17 protein-coding genes, 3 tRNA genes and 1 pseudogene are annotated in these 19786 nt (G+C 55.6%); 4 read left to right on the forward strand and 17 right to left on the reverse strand.

The features are described from left to right. Positions 1 to 274: 274 nt before the first annotated feature. The 4 genes from mprA to leuA all read left to right on the forward strand — a co-directional run bounded on the left by mprA (position 275) and on the right by leuA (position 5505). Complete coding sequence (gene mprA, locus ECL_RS20060; protein ID WP_013098427.1) at positions 275 to 805, forward strand: transcriptional repressor MprA; 531 nt, start codon at positions 275 to 277, stop codon at positions 803 to 805. A 129-nt stretch (positions 806 to 934) separates the two neighbouring features. Continuing rightward, the gene (emrA, locus tag ECL_RS20065) at positions 935 to 2107 is read left to right on the forward strand and encodes a multidrug efflux MFS transporter periplasmic adaptor subunit EmrA (RefSeq protein WP_013098428.1); all 1173 of its coding nucleotides are present in this window, start codon (positions 935 to 937) and stop codon (positions 2105 to 2107) included. 16 nt (positions 2108 to 2123) lie between these two features. Further along, positions 2124 to 3671 (forward strand): multidrug efflux MFS transporter permease subunit EmrB, encoded by a 1548-nt coding sequence (emrB, locus tag ECL_RS20070; protein ID WP_013098429.1) that lies wholly within the window; start codon positions 2124 to 2126, stop codon positions 3669 to 3671. A 178-nt stretch (positions 3672 to 3849) separates the two neighbouring features. Further along, complete coding sequence (leuA, locus tag ECL_RS20075) at positions 3850 to 5505, forward strand: 2-isopropylmalate synthase (RefSeq protein WP_013098430.1); 1656 nt, start codon at positions 3850 to 3852, stop codon at positions 5503 to 5505. Here the strand turns inward: leuA and ECL_RS20080 are convergent. The 17 genes and pseudogenes from ECL_RS20080 to mltB form a co-directional block, all read right to left on the reverse strand. Next, complete coding sequence (locus ECL_RS20080) at positions 5483 to 6256, reverse strand: AraC family transcriptional regulator (protein ID WP_013098431.1); 774 nt, start codon at positions 6254 to 6256, stop codon at positions 5483 to 5485. The two genes, leuA and ECL_RS20080, sit on opposite strands and share 23 nt — an antisense overlap. Positions 6257 to 6309: 53 nt before the next feature. Next, a complete protein-coding gene (gene luxS / locus ECL_RS20085; RefSeq protein ID WP_013098432.1) occupies positions 6310 to 6825 on the reverse strand; it encodes an S-ribosylhomocysteine lyase in 516 nt (171 codons plus the stop codon). A 153-nt stretch (positions 6826 to 6978) separates the two neighbouring features. Continuing rightward, positions 6979 to 8523, reverse strand: coding sequence for a glutamate--cysteine ligase (gene gshA, locus ECL_RS20090; protein WP_013098433.1), 1545 nt, complete (start codon positions 8521 to 8523; stop codon positions 6979 to 6981). A gap of 83 nt (positions 8524 to 8606) precedes the next feature. Further along, a pseudogene (locus ECL_RS20095) lies at positions 8607 to 9034 on the reverse strand (YqaA family protein). Then, a complete protein-coding gene (yqaB, locus tag ECL_RS20100; protein ID WP_013098435.1) occupies positions 9031 to 9597 on the reverse strand; it encodes a fructose-1-phosphate/6-phosphogluconate phosphatase in 567 nt (188 codons plus the stop codon). The pseudogene ECL_RS20095 and the gene yqaB overlap by 4 nt, the downstream one beginning before the upstream one ends. Before the next feature lie 117 nt (positions 9598 to 9714). Further along, positions 9715 to 9791: transfer RNA gene (locus tag ECL_RS20105), tRNA-Arg, on the reverse strand. A 29-nt stretch (positions 9792 to 9820) separates the two neighbouring features. After that, a tRNA-Arg gene (locus ECL_RS20110) sits at positions 9821 to 9897 on the reverse strand. A gap of 4 nt (positions 9898 to 9901) precedes the next feature. After that, positions 9902 to 9994 (reverse strand) — tRNA-Ser (locus ECL_RS20115). Positions 9995 to 10337: 343 nt separating this feature from the next. Beyond that, on the reverse strand, positions 10338 to 10523 hold the full coding sequence (gene csrA / locus ECL_RS20120; protein ID WP_000906486.1) for a carbon storage regulator CsrA: 186 nt from the start codon (positions 10521 to 10523) through the stop codon (positions 10338 to 10340). Positions 10524 to 10764: 241 nt separating this feature from the next. After that, entirely contained in the window at positions 10765 to 13392 is a 2628-nt protein-coding gene (gene alaS / locus ECL_RS20125) for an alanine--tRNA ligase (protein WP_013098436.1), read from the reverse strand. Positions 13393 to 13523: 131 nt separating this feature from the next. After that, positions 13524 to 14024, reverse strand: a complete 501-nt coding sequence (gene recX, locus ECL_RS20130; protein WP_013098437.1) for a recombination regulator RecX — start codon at positions 14022 to 14024, stop codon at positions 13524 to 13526. Between the two features lie 68 nt (positions 14025 to 14092). Beyond that, positions 14093 to 15151, reverse strand: a complete 1059-nt coding sequence (gene recA, locus ECL_RS20135; RefSeq protein WP_013098438.1) for a recombinase RecA — start codon at positions 15149 to 15151, stop codon at positions 14093 to 14095. Between the two features lie 89 nt (positions 15152 to 15240). Next, positions 15241 to 15738, reverse strand: a complete 498-nt coding sequence (gene pncC, locus ECL_RS20140) for a nicotinamide-nucleotide amidase (protein WP_013098439.1) — start codon at positions 15736 to 15738, stop codon at positions 15241 to 15243. 130 nt (positions 15739 to 15868) lie between these two features. Further along, positions 15869 to 16747 (reverse strand): metal ABC transporter substrate-binding protein, encoded by an 879-nt coding sequence (locus ECL_RS20145; RefSeq protein ID WP_029883886.1) that lies wholly within the window; start codon positions 16745 to 16747, stop codon positions 15869 to 15871. Between the two features lie 14 nt (positions 16748 to 16761). After that, a complete protein-coding gene (locus ECL_RS20150) occupies positions 16762 to 17622 on the reverse strand; it encodes a metal ABC transporter permease (RefSeq protein WP_013098441.1) in 861 nt (286 codons plus the stop codon). After that, positions 17619 to 18272 carry a metal ABC transporter ATP-binding protein gene (locus tag ECL_RS20155; RefSeq protein ID WP_013098442.1) on the reverse strand — a complete coding sequence of 218 codons (654 nt, stop codon included), beginning with the start codon at positions 18270 to 18272 and terminating at the stop codon, positions 17619 to 17621. The genes ECL_RS20150 and ECL_RS20155 overlap by 4 nt, the downstream gene beginning before the upstream one ends. A gap of 242 nt (positions 18273 to 18514) precedes the next feature. Continuing rightward, positions 18515 to 19615: a lytic murein transglycosylase B gene (mltB, locus tag ECL_RS20160; protein ID WP_169746046.1), complete on the reverse strand. Its 1101-nt coding sequence runs from the start codon at positions 19613 to 19615 to the stop codon at positions 18515 to 18517. Between the last annotated feature and the right edge of the window lie 171 nt (positions 19616 to 19786).

The following is a 19786-nucleotide window of genomic DNA, read 5'->3' on the forward strand; positions in this document are numbered from 1 at the left end:
CCTCACTCTGTTAATGTAAACGTAATCATTTATCCCAGAAATTTTAATGTGGGTGACATATTTTCAAACGGCATGAATAGTTCAGACCCCTGTCCTCACATCCTCTCTTCCGCGGGTTCATCCCTCTCTCTTTCTGTGCTCACCGGGTCACGGACTCACCCGGCGCTTTCTGATAGTGACATTAGTTTGGCGGATTTAACCGCACAAATAATTCATTTACATTATTTGTCACTGTCGTTACTATATCGGCTGTAATTAATGAGGTTATGCCCAAATGGATAGTTCGTTTACGCCCATTGAACAAATGCTTAAATTCCGCGCCAGTCGTCATGAGGACTTTCCGTATCAGGAAATCCTGCTGACCCGCCTGTGCATGCACATGCAGGGGAAACTGCTGGATAATCGTAATAAGATGCTGAAAGCTCAGGGGATTAACGAGACGTTATTTATGGCGTTGATTACGCTGGAGTCTCAGGAAAACCACAGTATTCAGCCGTCTGAGCTGAGCTGCGCGCTGGGTTCGTCCCGTACGAACGCCACCCGTATCGCTGATGAGCTGGAAAAGCGCGGCTGGATTGAACGCCGTGAAAGCGATAACGACCGCCGTTGCCTGCATCTGCAACTGACCGACAAAGGTCACCAATTCCTGCGTGAGGTGCTGCCACCTCAGCACAACTGCCTGCACAAACTCTGGTCTGTCCTCAGCACAAGCGAGCGCGACCAGCTTGAGCACATCACTCGCAAGCTGCTCACCCGTCTGGATCAGATGGATGAAGATGGCGCCATCCTTGAGGCGCTGCGCTAACGCGACGACACGCTCGAACATCCAGATTTAATAAAAGAAAACTGACAGGCCAGCACGTGACACTGCTGGCCTTTCTGACAACAGGTCGGCTCAGCCGATGTGAAAATAAGAAGATCGTGGAGAACAACAATGAGCGCAAATGCGGAGAACACAACCCCGCAGCAACCGGCCAACAAGAAAGGCAAACGTAAGAGCGCCCTTCTTCTGTTGACCTTGCTCTTTATCATTATTGCCGTGGCATATGGGATCTATTGGTTTTTAGTATTGCGTCATGCAGAAGAGACAGACGACGCATACGTGGCAGGGAATCAGGTACAAATTATGGCGCAGGTGTCGGGCAGCGTGACGAAAGTCTGGGCTGACAATACCGACTTTGTGCAAAAAGGGGATGTGCTGGTCACGCTGGATCCGACCGACGCTCAACAGGCGTTTGAAAAAGCACAGACCGCGCTGGCCTCCAGCGTGCGTCAGACCCGTCAGCTGATGATCAACAGTAAGCAGCTGCAGGCCAACATCGACGTGCAGAAAACCGCACTCGCCCAGGCGCAGAGCGATTTGAACCGTCGCGTGCCGCTCGGCACCGCCAATCTGATTGGCCGTGAAGAGCTGCAGCACGCCCGCGATGCCGTTGCCAGCGCCCAGGCGCAGCTGGATGTGGCTATTCAGCAGTACAACGCTAACCAGGCGATGATTCTCGGTACCAGCCTTGAAAACCAGCCTGCGGTACAACAGGCGGCGACCGAAGTGCGTAACGCGTGGCTTGCCCTGCAGCGTACCAAAATCGTCAGCCCGATGACCGGCTACGTCTCCCGTCGTTCCGTACAGCCAGGCGCGCAGATCAGCCCAACCACGCCGCTGATGGCGGTCGTGCCGGCGGACAATCTGTGGGTTGATGCGAACTTCAAAGAGACGCAGCTTGCCCATATGCGTATCGGCCAGACCGCAACTGTTATCAGCGACATTTACGGCGACGACGTGAAGTACACCGGTAAAGTGGTGGGTCTGGATATGGGTACCGGCAGCGCCTTCTCGCTGCTGCCTGCGCAAAACGCCACCGGTAACTGGATCAAAGTGGTGCAGCGTCTGCCTGTGCGTATCGAGCTTGATCCTAAACAGCTGGCAGACCATCCGCTGCGTATTGGCCTCTCCACGCTGGTGACGGTGGATACCGCTAACCGCGACGGCCAGATTCTGGCAAGCCAGGTACGTAGCACCCCGGCTTATGAAAGTAACGCCCGTGAAATTAGCCTCGATCCGGTCAACAAGCTGATCGATGACATCGTGAAGGCAAACGCCGGTTAATCCGAAGGTGAGCGTTATGCAACAGCAAAAGCCGCAAAAACCGCTGGAAGGCGCGCAGCTGGTCATTATGACCATTGCGCTGTCGCTGGCGACATTCATGCAGGTGCTGGACTCCACCATCGCAAACGTGGCGATCCCGACGATCGCCGGGAACCTTGGCTCATCATTGAGCCAGGGAACCTGGGTCATTACCTCGTTCGGGGTGGCAAACGCCATCTCCATTCCGATTACCGGCTGGCTGGCGAAGCGCGTCGGTGAGGTGAAGTTGTTCCTGTGGTCAACAGTGGCGTTTGTGCTGGCCTCCTGGGCGTGCGGGATGTCCAGCAGCCTGACGATGCTGATTTTCTTCCGCGTCATCCAGGGGATTGTCGCCGGGCCGCTGATCCCCCTTTCGCAAAGTTTGCTGCTGAGTAACTACCCGCCTGCAAAACGCTCCGTCGCGCTGGCGCTGTGGTCAATGACCGTGATCGTCGCGCCTATCTGCGGACCGATTCTCGGCGGGTACATCAGCGATAACTACCACTGGGGTTGGATCTTCTTCATCAACGTTCCGATTGGAGCGGTTGTGGTTCTGATGACGCTGCAATCCTTGCGCGGTCGTGAGACCCGTACCGAACAGCGGCGAATCGACAGCATTGGTCTGGCGCTGCTGATCCTCGGTATCGGCAGTCTGCAGATCATGCTCGACCGGGGTAAGGAGCTGGACTGGTTCAACTCGCAGGAGATCATCATCCTGACCATTGTCGCGGTGGTGTCGCTGAGCTTCCTGATTGTCTGGGAGCTGACGGACGACAACCCGATAGTCGATCTCTCGCTGTTTAAGTCGCGAAATTTCACCATCGGCTGTCTGTGTATCAGCCTCGCCTATATGCTCTACTTCGGCGCGATTGTTCTGCTGCCGCAGCTGCTGCAGGAGGTGTATGGCTATACAGCGACCTGGGCGGGTCTGGCCTCTGCGCCTGTTGGGGTGATCCCGGTGCTGCTGTCGCCGATCATTGGCCGCTTTGCCCATAAGCTCGACATGCGCAGGCTGGTGACTTTCAGCTTCATTATGTATGCGGTGTGCTTCTACTGGCGTGCGTATACCTTTGAACCGGGGATGGACTTTGGCGCCTCTGCGTGGCCGCAGTTTATTCAGGGCTTCGCGGTAGCGTGCTTCTTTATGCCGCTGACCACCATCACGCTGTCTGGCTTACCGCCTGAGCGTCTGGCGGCCGCGTCGAGCCTGTCGAACTTTACCCGTACATTAGCGGGCTCCATCGGGACATCGATCACCACCACGCTGTGGACAAACCGGGAATCGATGCACCATGCGCAGCTGACCGAAGCGGTAAATCCGTACAACCCGAATGCGCAGCAGATGTATAGCCAGCTTCAGGGGATGGGCATGACGGAACAGCAGGCGTCCGGCTGGATTGCCCAGCAGATCACCAACCAGGGGCTGATTATCTCGGCTAACGAGATTTTCTGGATATCCGCGGGGATCTTCATCGTCCTGCTGGGGCTGGTGTGGTTTGCCAGACCGCCGTTTGGTGCCGGCGGTGGAGGGGGTGGCGCGCACTAGTCCTCTGCGTGAAATGCCCGGTGGCGCTACGCTTACCGGGCCTACGACCGGGCCTACGATATGTGCACATCCGGCAAAACCCGCGCTGTTGTCCAAAACGCGACAGCAATTGTCACATCCGATAAAGCAGCGCTCCTGAAATCGATTCACGATAGTGAAAAGACAACAGGAGCGCATCATGCTGAACACACCCGCCGACAAGTACCAGCCTTATCCCGTTATTTCTCTTCCCGACCGTCGCTGGCCTGAGCAACGCATCACCCATGCCCCGCGCTGGCTCTCAACCGATTTACGCGATGGCAACCAGGCCCTGGCCGAACCCATGGACAGCACGCGCAAGCTGCAGTTCTGGGATCTGCTGTTAAGCTGCGGGTTTAAAGAGATTGAAGTTGCCTTTCCTTCTGCGTCGCAGACGGATTTCAACTTTGTTCGCCAGTTGATTGAAGAGAATCGCATCCCGGATGACGTCACAATTCAGGTATTAACCCAGGCACGAGAAGACCTGATCGTCCGGACCTTCGAATCGTTACGTGGCGCGAAACAGGCCACCGTCCATCTGTATAACGCCACCGCCCCGCTGTTTCGCCGCCTGGTGTTCGGCCTGGAGAAAGCGCAAATCGTTGAGCTGGCAACACGCTCCACGCGGCTTATCCGCACGCTGTGCGAAGAGAACCCGGAGACGCGCTGGCAGTACGAATACTCCCCGGAGACCTTCTGCTTTACCGAGCCGGAGTTTGCGCTGGAGATTTGTGAAGCGGTGGCGGAGATCTGGCAGCCCTGCGCCGAACGGCCCATGGTGATCAACTTACCGGCCACCGTGGAGGTCAGCACGCCAAACGTGTATGCCGATCAGATCGAGTATTTCTGCCGCCACTTTAGCCGTCGCACCGATGTTTGCATCAGCGTTCACCCGCATAATGACCGCGGCACCGGCGTGGCCAGCGCAGAGCTGGCGGTGATGGCGGGTGCGGACCGGGTGGAAGGCTGTCTGTTTGGCAACGGCGAACGCACGGGCAACGTCTGCCTGGTAACGCTGGCGATGAATCTCTACAGCCAGGGGATCAGCCCGAATCTCAACTTTAGCGATATGAACCGGGTGGTAGAAGTGGTGGAAGCCTGCAACCAGCTTCCGGTACACCCGCGCCATCCGTGGGCGGGACGGCTGGCCTATACCGCCTTTTCGGGCTCGCATCAGGACGCCATCAAAAAAGGCTTTGATGCCCGCAAACCGGGCGAGCGCTGGGAGATGCCGTACCTGCCCGTCGATCCGCAGGATATCGGCTGCACGTATGAAGCGGTGATCAGGGTTAACAGCCAGTCCGGGAAAAGCGGCAGCGCCTGGCTCATCGAGCAGAATCATGGTCTGAAGTTGCCCCGCGCGTTGCAGCAGGATTTTAGCCAGCATGTGAAGCAGGAGACCGATCACCATGGTAAAGAGATGACGCAGCACGCCCTGTGGCAGCTGTTTCGCAGCCGCTACGGGCTGGTCGCAGAGCCACACTTTGCCCTGCAATCTTATCGCAGCGACAGTCAGCAGAACGGTCAGTTACGTTTGACGGCAAGCGTCGTGACGCAGGGCGCAACGCGCCAGCTTGAAGGCCAGGGCAACGGGCTGTTATCCGCGGCCGCCAGTGGGTTAAGCCGCTGGCTCAACACCCCGTTTGTGATTAAAGACTACCACGAACATACGCTGGGGGAGCGCAGCGACAGCCGCTCGGTGGCTTACATCCGCTGCCTGTTCCAGGACGGCAGCAGCCGTTGGGGAGTGGGCATTGACAGTGACGTGGCGCGCGCCTCGCTCCAGGCGCTGTTTAATGCGGTGAGCTGTCTTTGAAGTAATCGCTGGGTGATGTCCCCATCACCCGGCGAAACATCGCGGTAAAGGCGCTGTGGCTACCGTAGCCCAGATCCAGCGCTACGCGTAGCACGGGCTGCCCCTGAGCCAGCCGTTGCAACGCCTCCAGCAGGCGCGCCCTTCTCAACCACTCCGCGTAGCGTAAACCGGTCTGCTGTTGAAAATGACGGTTCAGTGTGCGCTCGCTCATGCCTGCGCAGCTCGCCGCCTCAGTACTGCTCCAGCTTTCACCGGGTGCCTGGCGGATCCGCTGGCAAAGCTGGCGTAACGGCTCGCTTTCTGGCTCCGGCAGATGAAACGGCAGCACTGGCATCAAACGGATCTCATCCAGAATCAGCTCATACACCCGCTCGTCGCGGCTCCCCGGCGAGTAAGACTCATCAAGCAGCAGGGAAGCGAGGATCAGTTCGCGTAACAGCGACGAGATCTGCACGATCTGGCAGGTTGCAGGGAGATCGGCCCGCGCCAGCGGATCGATAAACAGGGTACGCGCCGCCACGTTGCCGGTGATGCGAAGCGAGTGTTGCGTTCCTGCTGGCAGCCAGACGCCACGGCCCGGCGGAACAACCCAACAGCCCGATGCGGTATCCACTCTTACCACCCCGCTCAGGGTGTGCAGCAGCTGGGCACAGTCGTGCTGGTGCCACGGCTCGCTGTCACCATGAACGTAATCATGGGCAAACGGAACGAGGGGACGATGGGTAAAGGAGAAGGTAGACGTTGTGGTCATGGGTTAAACAACCCTCACCCTACCCTCTCCCGTCGGGAGAGGGAAAAGGTGCACTAGATGTGCAGTTCCTGCAGTTTTTCTTTTGGCAGGGCCAGCTCTTCGTTGCTGTTGACGCGAACATCACGCTCGATGATGTGACGCGCGATCTCCTGGGCTTCTTCCAGAGAGTGCATCTGGTATGTGCCGCACTGGTAGACGTTCAGCTCGGGGATCTGGTTCTGCTCTTTTACCTTCAGCACGTCCTGCATGGCCGCTTTCCAGGCATCAGCAACACGCTTCTCTTCAGGCTGGCCGATCAGGCTCATGTAAAAACCGGTACGGCAGCCCATCGGAGAAATATCGATAATCTCCACGCCGTTACCGTTCAGGTGGTCACGCATAAAACCAGCAAACAGGTGTTCCAGCGTATGAATGCCTTTCTCCGGCATCACTTCTTTATTCGGCACGCAGAAGCGCAGATCGAAAACGGTGATCGTGTCGCCGTGCGGGGTGTTCATGGTCTTCGCCACGCGGACTGCAGGTGCTTCCATACGGGTATGGTCGACAGTAAAGCTATCTAATAACGGCATACGTCACCTCCGATAGTGATTTTTTTTAAAATAAACTGAACTCTTCTACAGAATGCACGTCTGAGTATATGAAAGACGCGCATTTGTTATCATCATCCCTGAATTCAGAGATGTATATTTTGGCCACAGCGATGTGGCCTTTTTCTTTTCTGCTTAAGCCTGCTTCGCCAGAAACGCCTCAAACGACTCCGTATCCGCCGCTTCGACCTCTTTCTGACGTACGACAGACGCATCGCGCTCCGCCGCAAAATCCGCTTCGCTCAGGATCTCTAAAGGCTCCTGCATCAGCATTTCACGGTACTCCGCGGAGAGTGCACGCCCTGTTCCGCCGATGCCCTGATCAATCATAGAACGCAGAATACGCGCCGAGAATGTCAGTTCCGGGTTATCAAAGCATTCCACTAACTGGTCGCAGACCTGTTGATACGCTTCGCCACCGTAAAGGCTGTCCATTGTCTGGGCAACGCGCTTCAGGTCGCGGAAAAGATCTTTACCCACTTTCGGCAGCGGGAACTGCGCCGTTTCACAGCCGATACCCAGCGTCAGGCCCGGTTTGCGCCCTTCCAGGATCACGCGGTTCCAGTTAGTGCGGGTACAGAGCAGTTCGTCTGAACTCATTTCCGGCGCATCGGCCAGCACACACCAGACCATAAACAGATCCAGGAAGCGAACCTGCTGCTCATCAACACCGACCGGTGAGAACGGGTTGATATCCAGTGAGCGCACTTCAATGTATTCGATCCCGCCGCGCTGCAGCGCATCCGAGGGGGTTTCACCGCTGCGCGTCACGCGCTTCGGACGAATCGGTGCGTACAGTTCGTTTTCAATCTGCAGCACATTGCTGTTGATTTGCAGACGTTTGCCGTCTTTTTCGAGGCCGATTTTCTCGTACTCTTCCGACGGGGTTTTGATCGCCCGCTTCAATCCTGCCACATATTCGTGCAATTCGTTAAACGTAATACCGAGATTGCTTTGCGATTTATTGGTATAGCCAAGGTCGCTCAGACGCAGCGAGGTGGCATACGGCAGGTAGTACATTCCGCACGCGGTCTTCTCGAACGGTAGCGTCGTCGGTTTCCCCTGCAGGAACGAGGAGCATATAGCCGGAGACGCACCAAACAGGTAAGGAATAACCCAGCCAAAACGGTAATAGTTGCGGATCAGGCGGAAATAACCCGCGGAGATCGCGTCCTTATCCGTTTCACCGCATTTCGCCTGCCAGAAAGCCATTGGCAAAGAGAAGTTGTAATGTACGCCTGAGATCGTCTGCATCAACGCGCCGTAGCGGTTTTTCAGACCCTCGCGATACAGCGTTTTCAGTCGACCGATATTCGACGTGCCGTATTGCGCCAGTTCAATCTCCTGCCCCTGCTCGATATAGCAGGGCATGCTGAGCGGCCACATACGCTCATCGCCCATATTTCGGGCGGTGTAGCGATGGATGTCGCGCAATATCGTCAGCATATGATCAATATCACCGTCCACCGGAGTGATAAATTCCAGCAGTGCTTCAGCGAAATCGGTAGTGATCCATTTATGTGTCAGCGCCGAGCCTAACGTCTTCGGGTGACCCGTCGTCGCTAAGCTGCCATCCGCGTTTACGCGCAGCGTTTCACGCTCAAGGCCACGCTGAATACCCTTCAGTGCCTGAGGGTGGTTTTCCAGCCAGGCCAGCGCCTGTGATACGTCCGGGATCAAATTGACCTCCCGCCTGTCAAAGTAATGTTACTCAGCATAATTGTAATGGTTGACGATTGAAGGTCGCGTATTCATTCCACCAATTAGTGCCACCACGTCATACCCTGTAGTGTTGCCCACGCCACAAGAACATAGCGCAACGCCTTGCCAAGGCACAAAAAAAGAGCACCGGCCCCCAGGAGATGCGCATCCATCCCGCCAGCAGACACAGTAAATCGCCTATTACAGGCATCCAGCTTAATAACAGCGTGGCAGCGCCATAGCGTTTTAGCCAGCCGACTGCCTTTTCCTGCCAGCGCGATTTTTCACGCAGCGGAAAGAAACGCCCAAGAATAACGTTAGTCAGCCCTCCAAGGCTATTACCCATTGTTGCTATTAACACAAGCAACCAGGGCTGACTCACGCCAGACAACAGCATCGCCACCAGCACCACTTCCGAATTACCCGGTAAGAGCGTAGCACTTAAAAAACTGCTGGCGAATAATGATAAAAGTGACAGCGCGTCACTCACAGTAAGCGAACATCCACCGCATCCATTCCGGCAGCATGCGCGGCCTGAATGCCAAAGTCGGCATCTTCAAAGACAACGCATTTTGCCGCCGGCACACCCATTCGTTCTGCACAAAGCAGGAAGGTGTCCGGTGCGGGTTTGTGATTTTTAACATGGTCGGCGGCAACCACCGCAGAAAAATAGTGGCGCAGGCCAAGATGGTTGAGCAGCGCTTCGGCAATAGCGCTTTCGCTGCCCGTGCCGACCGACATCGGGCGACGTCCGTGCCACTCTTTTACCACGTCAATAAGCGGCAGAGGACGCACGGTATCCAGCAGGATAGCTTTTACTGCATCGGTTTTTTCACGCGCGAGCTGGTGCGGATCGAGATCGGCCTGATTAAGTTCAATCACGGCCTGTGCGATACGCCAGGTAGGTGATCCGTTGAGGGCTATCATCGCCTGGAGATCGAAGCGCATACCGTAACGTCCAAGAACGTCCGTCCAGGCCTGGCGATGCGTGGGTTCGGTATCCAGAAGCGTGCCATCCATATCGAAGATCAAACCGTCATACTGTGCGTACATCGTGCTCTCGCTAACCGATTAACAAAGGGTTACTTTATCGTAAACGGGCGTTTTTGTCGCTGACAGAGAGTGTGATTGCTGACGGAACGTCGAAGGAATAAACAAACCAGGAGAAGATGGTGCATCCGGGAGGATTCGAACCTCCGACCGCTCGGTTCGTAGCCGAGTACTCTATCCAGCTGAGCTACGGATGCATCGGGGAAATGCTTTTAGAAACAGTAAATGGTGCATCCGGGAGGATTCGAACCTCCGACCGCTCGGTTCGTAGCCGAGTACTCTATCCAGCTGAGCTACGGATGCAAAATGGCGGTGAGGCGGGGATTCGAACCCCGGATGCAGCTTTTGACCGCATACTCCCTTAGCAGGGGAGCGCCTTCAGCCTCTCGGCCACCTCACCACACAACGCCTCTTTCGAGTGCTTCGAGCCACTCGTTAAGAGCTTCTCGTCGCTGCGTGGCGCATATATTACTTTCTGGGACTTATAAGTCAAACAATTTTCCAAAAGCTTTTATCGTTTGCACAAATCACAGGCAATTCGCATGTAAAAGCCGCAAAGAGAGTGTTTTATAAGCGGATTTTGCAGGCATCCTCCCAGAAATCTATGAAGAGAAGCGTGTGGTTTGGACGAGATAAGCTGGCGAGAGTGGTTAAAAACAGAGCGATTGAAATCGAACGGTAACTTTAAGCAGGAAAAATAACAGGAGGGGTTGCGTCTCGCCCGACAGCGAGACGCGACAATATCAGTAACTGGACTGCTGGGATTTTTCAGCCTGGATACGCTGGTAGATCTCTTCACGGTGGACAGATACTTCTTTAGGAGCGTTAACACCAATACGTACCTGGTTACCCTTTACCCCTAAAACTGTCACGGTGACCTCATCCCCAATCATGAGGGTCTCACCAACTCGACGAGTCAGAATCAGCATTCTTTGCTCCTTGAAAGATTAAAAGAGTCGGGTCTCTTGTATCCCGGCATTATCCATCATATAACGCCAAAAAGTAAGCGATGACAAACACGTAAAGTGTAAGCAGTCACGGCATCACATTCTGTTAAACGTAAGTTTAGCCGATATACACAAACTCAACCTGACTTTATCGTTATCGATAGTGCAGTGAACAAGACGCCATAACGTTACCGCTATGGCGTCTGTTTGTGCTTTGTAGTTATTACAGTTTCGCGCTTACCCAGCTTTCAACGCTGGCCAATGCCGCAGGAAGTGCCGCCGCATCCGTACCACCGGCTTGCGCCATGTCCGGACGACCGCCACCTTTGCCACCCACCTGCTGGGCAACCATGCCAATCAGTTCCCCTGCTTTAACGCGGTCGGTCACATCCTTAGAGACGCCCGCAATCAGAGAAACCTTACCTTCTGCTACCGTCGCCAGTACGATAACCGTCGAACCAAGCTGGTTCTTGAGATCGTCGACCATGGTACGCAGCATCTTAGGCTCTACACCTGCCAGATCGCTGACAAGCAGTTTGACGCCCTTAATGTCTACAGCCTTGCTGGAGAGGTTTGCACTCTCCTGCGCCGCAGCCTGCTCTTTCAGCTGCTGCAGCTCTTTTTCCAGCTGGCGAGTACGATCCAGCGCAACACGCACTTTCTCGCCCAGATTCTGGGTATCGCCTTTCAACAGCTGCGCGATATCGTGCAACTGGTCGCTCTGCGCATGCAGGCTGGCAATCGCGCCTTCACCAGTCACCGCTTCAATACGACGCACACCTGCCGCCGTACCGGATTCAGAAACGATGCGGAACAGACCGATATCACCGGTACGCGATGCGTGTGTGCCACCGCACAGCTCGGTAGAGAAGTCGCCCATGCTCAATACGCGAACACGGTCGTCATATTTCTCACCAAACAGGGCCATCGCACCTTTTTTCTTCGCCGCGTCGAGATCCATAATGTGGGTTTCGATTGGCAGGTTACGACGGATTTGCGCATTCACCAGATCTTCCACCGCACGGATCTCAGACGGTTTCATCGCTTCAAAATGCGAGAAGTCGAAACGCAGCACTTTGTCGTTAACCAGAGAACCTTTCTGTGCAACATGCGTTCCCAGAACCTCACGCAGTGCAGCGTGCATCAGGTGCGTTGCCGAGTGGTTCAGACGGATGCGTGCGCGGCGCGCTTCGTCGACATTAGCCTGAACGCCCTCTCCCACTTTCAGGGAGCCTGAAACCAGTTTACCCAGATGACCAATCGCCTGGCCGTATTTCTGAGTGTCGTTCACACTGAAGCTGAAACCGTTGCCTTGCAGTTCGCCTTTATCGCCAACCTGACCACCGGATTCCGCATAGAACGGGGTTTTATCCAGAATGACAACTGCATCCTGACCTGCGCTGATGCTGTCTACGGCTTTGCCGTCAACAAACAGGGCGGTCACTTTGCCAGTCAGTTCCAGCGCTTCATAACCTTTGAATTCAGACGCGCTGTCCACGCGGATCATCGCGTTGTAGTCTGCGCCAAAACCGCTGGACTCACGCGCACGACGACGCTGCTCTTCCATCGCCGCTTCGAAGCCCGCTTCGTCCACTTTGATGTTGCGCTCACGGCAAACGTCCGCCGTCAGGTCAACCGGGAAGCCGTAAGTGTCGTACAGGCGGAAGGCGGTTTCGCCATCCAGCGTGTCGCCCTTAAGCTTAGCGAGTTCTTCATCCAGCAGCGCCAGACCACGCTCCAGCGTACGTGCAAACTGCTCTTCTTCAGTTTTCAGTACTTGCTCAACCTGCGCCTGCTGGCGTTTCAGCTCGTCACCTGCAGAACCCATTACGCCAATCAGTGGCCCAACGAGCTTATAGAAGAAGGTGTCCTTCGCGCCCAGCATGTTGCCGTGACGGATCGCACGACGAATGATACGACGCAGCACATAGCCACGGTTTTCATTCGACGGAATAACACCATCAGCAATCAGGAACGCACAGGAACGGATATGGTCTGCGATTACGCGCAGTGATTTGTTGTTCAGATCGGTCGCGCCAGTCACTTCTGCAACGGCTTTGATCAGGGTGCTGAACAGATCAATTTCGTAGTTGGAGTTAACGTGCTGCAGAACAGCCGCAATACGCTCCAGGCCCATACCGGTATCAACGGACGGTTTTGGCAGCGGCTCCATGGTGCCGTCGGCCTGACGGTTGAACTGCATGAAGACGATGTTCCAGATCTCAATGTAGCGATCGCCGTCTTCTTCCGGGCTGCCTGGAGGGCCGCCCCAGATGTGGTCGCCGTGATCGTAGAAGATCTCGGTGCACGGACCGCAAGGGCCGGTGTCACCCATCTGCCAGAAGTTGTCAGACGCGTACGGTGCGCCTTTGTTGTCACCGATGCGAATAATACGTTCGCGCGGGATACCGACTTCTTTTTCCCAGATTTCGTAGGCTTCGTCATCGGTTTCATAGACGGTAACCCACAGACGCTCTTTCGGCAGGTTGAACCAGTTTTCACCGGTCAGCAGTTCCCACGCGTATTGAATAGCATCATGTTTGAAATAGTCGCCGAAGCTGAAGTTACCCAGCATTTCGAAGAAGGTATGGTGGCGCGCGGTGTAACCGACGTTTTCCAGGTCGTTGTGTTTACCGCCCGCACGCACGCAACGCTGTGAGGTTGTGGCGCGGGAATAATTACGCTTGTCGAGACCAAGGAACACATCCTTGAACTGGTTCATCCCGGCGTTGGTAAACAGCAGAGTTGGGTCGTTGTTCGGCACCAGGGAGCTGCTGGCAACAACCTGGTGTCCCTTACTATGGAAAAAATCGAGAAACGCCTGACGGATCTCAGCGGTGCTCTTGCTCATAATTATCCTGAAATCAAGCTAACGAAATGTCGTAGCAAGCCGGTATCGGTAAACCCCTGGACAGACCTGCTACTGGAAAAAGTGGGAATAAGATAAGTTTTCTTTAGTGGGAAGTAAAATCCCGCATGCGTTCAATCGGCAAAATTACGCCAGATATCCTGAATATCTTCCATCAGAAAGCCGCGGTAGAGCAAAAAGCGCTGGATTTTGACTTTTTCTGAAAATTCACGCGGCAGCGGTTCACCGTATTTACGAATCGCCTGCTCTTTTGCCAGCGCACACCAGTCGGTGTCACAGTCGCGCATCGCTTTTTCGATGGACTCACGGGCAACGCCCTTCTGGTTCAGCTCCTGACGGATACGCGCCGGACCGTATCCCTTGCGGCCACGGCTGGCCAGGAACCGGGAAGCAAAACGGTCGTCATCCAGGTAGTGATGCTCATAGCACCAGGCAATCACCCGGTCATAATCTTCCGCGGTGGCATCAATCTCTTCCGGCCCATTTTTACTCATCACCGGGGCCGACAGTTTACGCCGCAGCTCTTGTTCACTGTGGTCACGCACGGCAAGGATCCGCACCGCGCGGTCCAGTAATCGCGCATAAGCGGGTCGACGCGTTGTGGATTCGCTCATAAAAAACCTGCTGGTTCAGAAATGCAAAAAGGGCCGCATCAGCAGCCCTTCATTTTTAAACGAAAGCCTTAAAAGTCTTCGTTAGTTTCTTCAGCATCCGCACCATCAACCACGAAATCAGGTTTAGAGTCCTGGTTGTTCAGCAGAAGCTCACGCACTTTCTTCTCGATCTCTTTCGCTGCAGCCGGGTTCTCTTTCAGCCAGGAGATCGCATTCGCTTTACCCTGACCAATTTTATCGCCGTTGTAGCTGTACCATGCGCCCGCTTTTTCGATCAGCTTCTCTTTCACGCCCAGGTCAACCAGTTCGCCGAAGAAGTTGATACCTTCACCGTAGAGGATCTGGAATTCAGCCTGTTTGAACGGCGCGGCGATCTTGTTCTTCACGACCTTCACGCGGGTTTCACTCCCCACTACGTTCTCACCCTCTTTCACCGCGCCGATACGGCGGATATCCAGACGGACAGAAGCATAGAATTTCAGCGCGTTACCACCGGTGGTGGTTTCCGGGTTACCGAACATTACGCCAATTTTCATACGGATCTGGTTGATGAAGATCAGCAGCGTATTGGACTGCTTCAGGTTACCGGCCAGCTTACGCATTGCCTGGCTCATCATACGTGCCGCGAGGCCCATGTGAGAGTCGCCGATTTCGCCTTCGATTTCCGCTTTTGGCGTCAGCGCAGCAACGGAGTCGACCACGATAACGTCAACCGCACCGGAACGCGCCAGCGCGTCACAAATCTCCAGCGCCTGTTCACCCGTGTCTGGCTGAGAACACAGCAGGTTATCGATATCCACGCCCAGCTTACGAGCATAAACAGGGTCCAGCGCGTGCTCGGCATCGATAAAGGCACAGGTTTTACCTTCGCGCTGCGCCGCGGCAATCACCTGCAGCGTCAGGGTGGTTTTACCGGAGGATTCTGGCCCGTAGATCTCTACGATACGGCCCATTGGCAGGCCGCCCGCGCCCAGCGCGATATCCAGAGAAAGCGAACCGGTGGAGATCGTTTCCACATCCATGGTACGGTCTTCACCCAGGCGCATGATGGAGCCTTTACCGAATTGCTTTTCGATCTGGCCCAGTGCTGCCGCCAACGCTTTCTGTTTGTTTTCGTCGATAGCCATTATTACTCCTGTCATGCCGGGAGAAGCGACTGTGCTTCACCGTGGATTTCTGTTCTGTTGGTGCAATTATACTGTATGGTCATACAGTATCAAGTGTTTTGTAGAAATTGTTGCCAGAGCGTTTTTAACGCATAAACGGTGGCCTGACGACGCACGCTTTCACGATCGCCGCTAAAGCACTCGCGACGCGTGATCCCTTCACCTTTAGAGGTGGCAAAACCAAACCAGACGGTGCCGACAGGCTTCACGTCACTGCCGCCGTCCGGGCCGGCGATACCGCTAATAGAGATGGCATAATCTGCACGCGCCGCTTTTAGCGCACCAATTGCCATCTCAATCACCACCGGTTCGCTGACCGCGCCATGCTGTTCAAGCGTGGATTCGTGCACGCCAATCATTTGCGCTTTAGCTTCGTTACTGTAGGTCACAAAGCCGCGTTCAAACCAGGCGGAACTGCCTGCAATATCGGTAATGGCTTTAGCAACCCAGCCGCCGGTACAGGATTCGGCAGTCGTAATAGTCGCGCCACGTTGCTTAAGCGCCAGTCCTACGACTTCGCTAAGCTGCATCAATTCATGGTCAGTCATTCTCGCTCCGGGCATCAGAAAAACGTGCAGCACAAGATAGCACTTTCTCGTCAGATATGGAGATGAGGATCATGTTTTACGAGGGGGCTTCAGAAAAAAGCCGATGCGAAGGCACCGGCTGAGAAAAAGGTTACTTCATGCTCCTGGCGAGGGTATTCACGTTATGGCGAAACGCCTTAACGTAGGTATCCGCCACGCCGCCTTTGGCCGACAGCGCCTCCGGGTAAAGTTCGCCCCCCGGCTGCGCACCGGTGGCCGTGGCAATTTGTTTAACCAGGCGCGGGTCGAGCTGGTTTTCCATAAACCAGGTTTTCACCCCGTCCGCTTTAATCTGATTGATAATCTCAGCCACCTGCGCTGCGCTGGCTTCGCTCTCTGACGACAAGCCCTGCGGCGCAATAAAGGTTACGCCATAGGCGCGGCTGAAGTAGCCGAAGGCGTCATGGCTGGTGAGGACTTTACGTTTTACCTGCGGGATCTGGCTGAACTGCGTTTTGGCCCAGCTGTCCAGTTGCATAAGCTGCGCGATATAGGGTTGACCGGTGGCCTCCAGCGCCGCCTTATCTTCAGGATCGGCTTTTACCAGACCGGCAAGGATATTTTGCGCATACAGTGCCCCGTTCGCAGCGCTGTTCCAGGCATGCGGATCGGTCACGGTTTTCCCGTCCTCTTCAAGCGTGTGGGTTTTCACCCCGGTCGAAGCCACCACCAGCTGGCCCTTAAATCCGGAGGCCTTCACCAGACGGTCGAGCCAGCCCTCCAGCCCCAGACCGTTCACCACCACTACATCGGCCTTGCTGAGCGCCGCACTGTCTTTCGGCGACGGTTCAAAGGTATGCGGATCGCCGTCCGGCCCCACCAGCGTGGTCACATTGACCCGGTCGCCCCCTACCTCACGCGTAATGTCTCCCAGAATGGAAAAACTGGTGACCACATTAAGCGTTTTCGCCATCACGCCCTGTGACAACATCCCGAGCGCGAGCGCCATTATTAATCCTGTACGTTTCATCATTTCCCCTTGCGTTAAAAAAGCGCACGCAGGCTGCCAGCCAGGTGGCTTCGTGTGCCAAATAAAACAGAAATAAAGAACAGCGCGCTGGCGGTCAGCACGATGGACGGCCCGGCGGGTAAACTCACCGCCCAGGAGAGGCTTAACCCCAGCCATGCGCAAAAAACGCCGCTGATGCCCGCCAGGCAGAGCAACCCTGGCAGGGTGCGCACCCAGCAGCGTGCCGCCACCGCCGGCAACATCATCAGCCCGACGGCCATCAGCGTGCCGAGAACCTGAAATCCGGCCACCAGGTTAAGCACCAGTAACGCCAGAAACAGCCCGTGCAACAGGCCTGGCAGCCAGCGGGCGTTAACCTGTAGCCAGGCGGTATCGAACGCCTCGGTCACCAGTCCACGATAGAAAACTGCCAGCGTCACCAGCGTGAAGATGCATACGCCAGCCACAAACAGCGCGGCGTCGTTATCCACCGCCAGAATGGAGCCAAACAGCAGGTGCAGCAGATCGACATTCGAACCACGTAGCGACACCAGCGTCACGCCCAGCGCCAGCGAGCCGAGATAGAACCCGGCAAAACTGGCGTCCTCTTTGAGCGGCGTACGTCGACTGACCAGCCCGGCCACCAGTGCCACGGCGATCCCGGCGATAAACCCGCCGATGCTCATCGCCAGCAGTGACATACCGCTCAGCAGATAGCCCACCGCAACGCCGGGTAAAATGGCGTGTGAAAGGGCATCGCCCATCAGGCTCATCCGGCGCAGTTGAAGGAATACGCCCAGTGCCGTGGTGCTGACGGACAGCGCCAGGCACACCACCAGCGCGCGACGCATAAAGCCGTATTCGATAAAAGGCTGAAAGAAGAGATGCCAGATCATGCCACCCTCACCCGCTCGGTTTTCCAGTGCGGAATAGCCGTATCCAGCCGTAGCGTTTGCGGAAAATGACGCGATACGCGCTCGCTGTCATGCAATACCGCAAGCAGGGTCTGGCCCTGCATGTACATCTCGAGCATCAGGTCCATCAGCACGTTACAGGTAGCTTCATCGACGCCGGTAAAGGGTTCATCCAGCATCACCAACGGCGCCTGTTGCACCAGGATCCGCGCAAACAGCATGCGCTGAAACTGGCCGCCGGAGAGTGCATCGATGGTAGATAACGCCATGGCGTCCAGCCCGACACGCTCCAGCGCGCTGGCAATGCGCGAGCGTGTTTCCCGACGAAAGCCGGAAAAGAGCGAAACACGCGGCCAGCAGCCCATACTCACCACATCCTGCACCGTCAGCGGAAACTGCGCCTCCAGCGCGTGACGCTGTGCCAGCCAGCCAATCACCGGGCGTTTCTCCTGCCAGCGAAAACGGCCGCTCACCGGCGGAATAAACCCGGCGAGCGTTTTGAGCAGCGTGGATTTTCCACATCCGTTGGCCCCGATAATCGCGGTCATACTTCCGCGTTCAATTACGCCCGACAAGGCACGCGTAACGGGCATGCGGTCGTAACCCGCAACCAGTTCATCCATGACAATCATGGCAATGCCACCGCCCAGCGCACGGCCAGCCCGATAAACACGATAATCACCAGCGCCAGCAGAAACCTAACTGCCGCAGACAAAGAGAAAAGGGACGTTGACATGTTGCCACCACATTAAATGTTATAACGTAACAATAATGAAAGGCGTTTGAGATGTAAATGGCGCGTTTGCAAAGGGAGTGTGGCGAAATGTTTCTGCAAAATTCCCCTCTCCCGTGGGAGAGGGAGGAATAAAGCGACTTACTGACTAAACGGCGATGCCGCAGGGATGCGCGCCTGCGATACCGCCAGGCCCAGCTGCCACACGGCCATCGCATAGTGCGTGCTGTGGTTATAGCGGGTGATGGTGTAGAAGTTTGGCATACCGTACCAGTACTGATACCCGGTTCCTACATCCAGACGCAACAGGCTCACCTGATCGACATTACCCAGCGGCTGCGTTGGCGTTAAACCTGCCGCCGTCAGCTGCGCAACGCTGTATTTGGTTTTGAAGCCGTTTTCCAGACCAAACGCTTCGCCGTTAGCCTGCACGGCAACCTGCCCACCCGGCGTCCAGCCGTGTGCCTTGAAGTAGTTCGCCACGCTGCCGATGGCGTCCACCGGATCCCACAGGTTGATGTGACCATCTCCGTTAAAGTCGACGGCATACTGTTTGTAGGAAGAGGGCATAAACTGGCCGTAGCCCATCGCTCCGGCAAACGACCCTTTCAGATCGAGCGGGTCATCCTGTTCGTTACGCGCCATCAGCAGGAAGGTTTCCAGCTCGGAAGAGAAGTACTCGGCACGACGAGGATAGTTAAACGAGAGCGTGGCCAGCGCATCAAGAATGCGTGTTTTGCCCATCACGCGGCCCCAGCGCGTTTCCACGCCAATAATGCCGACGATGATTTCAGGCGGCACGCCGTAGACCTGCCACGCGCGATTGAGGGCATCTTCATACTGATTCCAGAACACCACGCCATTTTGCACGTTGTCCGGGGTAATAAACTGTTTGCGATAGCGCAACCACGCACCGTTTGGCCCGGTTGGCACCTGCGCTGACGGTGCCTGCCTGTCCATCAGGCGCAGCACGTAGTCCAGACGTTTCGCCTGCGACAAGATTTCATGCAGTTGCTGTCTGTCAAAGCCGTGTTTGCTCACCATTTTATCGATGAACTGTTCGGCCGCCGGGTTATTCGCGAAGTCGCCCCCCATCTGCATCATATTGTGCTGCGGCTCCAGCAGGAATCCTCCTGAAGGCGCGCCAGCCGTCTGCACAGCGGCTTCAGTCTTGGGTTTACTACTACATGCGGATAGCAGAATAAGCGCAGGTAACAACGCTGCATAACGACGCTTGAACATGGGACATCCATTTAACGGGTTCGATAAGAACCTAGTATGGTAAAGCATCCGGAACACCTCAAGGAAGCGGTACGCGCCTTACCCACCAAATCTTTACGCTCCTCAACGCAAATCTGCGCTTTTTTCAACCAAAATGCGTCTCCCCCGCCCATTAACTTTCAAAATAATCCA

This window comes from Enterobacter cloacae subsp. cloacae ATCC 13047, from assembly GCF_000025565.1.
Lineage (GTDB): Bacteria > Pseudomonadota > Gammaproteobacteria > Enterobacterales > Enterobacteriaceae > Enterobacter > Enterobacter cloacae.

Excerpts from the sequence above, each read along its gene's own strand:
- csrA (WP_000906486.1), bottom strand. The coding sequence starts at position 10,523 with ATGCTGATTCTGACTCGTCGAGTTGGTGAGACCCTCATGATTGGGGAT.
- pncC (WP_013098439.1), bottom strand. The coding sequence starts at position 15,738 with ATGACTGACCATGAATTGATGCAGCTTAGCGAAGTCGTAGGACTGGCG.
- ECL_RS20150 (WP_013098441.1), bottom strand. The coding sequence starts at position 17,622 with ATGATCTGGCATCTCTTCTTTCAGCCTTTTATCGAATACGGCTTTATG.
- mprA (WP_013098427.1), top strand. The coding sequence starts at position 275 with ATGGATAGTTCGTTTACGCCCATTGAACAAATGCTTAAATTCCGCGCC.
- recX (WP_013098437.1), bottom strand. The coding sequence starts at position 14,024 with ATGAGCGAATCCACAACGCGTCGACCCGCTTATGCGCGATTACTGGAC.
- ECL_RS20080 (WP_013098431.1), bottom strand. The coding sequence starts at position 6,256 with ATGACCACAACGTCTACCTTCTCCTTTACCCATCGTCCCCTCGTTCCG.
- emrB (WP_013098429.1), top strand. The coding sequence starts at position 2,124 with ATGCAACAGCAAAAGCCGCAAAAACCGCTGGAAGGCGCGCAGCTGGTC.
- yqaB (WP_013098435.1), bottom strand. The coding sequence starts at position 9,597 with ATGTACGCACAGTATGACGGTTTGATCTTCGATATGGATGGCACGCTT.
- alaS (WP_013098436.1), bottom strand. The coding sequence starts at position 13,392 with ATGAGCAAGAGCACCGCTGAGATCCGTCAGGCGTTTCTCGATTTTTTC.
- ECL_RS20145 (WP_029883886.1), bottom strand. The coding sequence starts at position 16,747 with ATGAAACGTACAGGATTAATAATGGCGCTCGCGCTCGGGATGTTGTCA.
- recA (WP_013098438.1), bottom strand. The coding sequence starts at position 15,151 with ATGGCTATCGACGAAAACAAACAGAAAGCGTTGGCGGCAGCACTGGGC.
- leuA (WP_013098430.1), top strand. The coding sequence starts at position 3,850 with ATGCTGAACACACCCGCCGACAAGTACCAGCCTTATCCCGTTATTTCT.
- luxS (WP_013098432.1), bottom strand. The coding sequence starts at position 6,825 with ATGCCGTTATTAGATAGCTTTACTGTCGACCATACCCGTATGGAAGCA.
- emrA (WP_013098428.1), top strand. The coding sequence starts at position 935 with ATGAGCGCAAATGCGGAGAACACAACCCCGCAGCAACCGGCCAACAAG.
- mltB (WP_169746046.1), bottom strand. The coding sequence starts at position 19,615 with ATGTTCAAGCGTCGTTATGCAGCGTTGTTACCTGCGCTTATTCTGCTA.
- ECL_RS20155 (WP_013098442.1), bottom strand. The coding sequence starts at position 18,272 with ATGATTGTCATGGATGAACTGGTTGCGGGTTACGACCGCATGCCCGTT.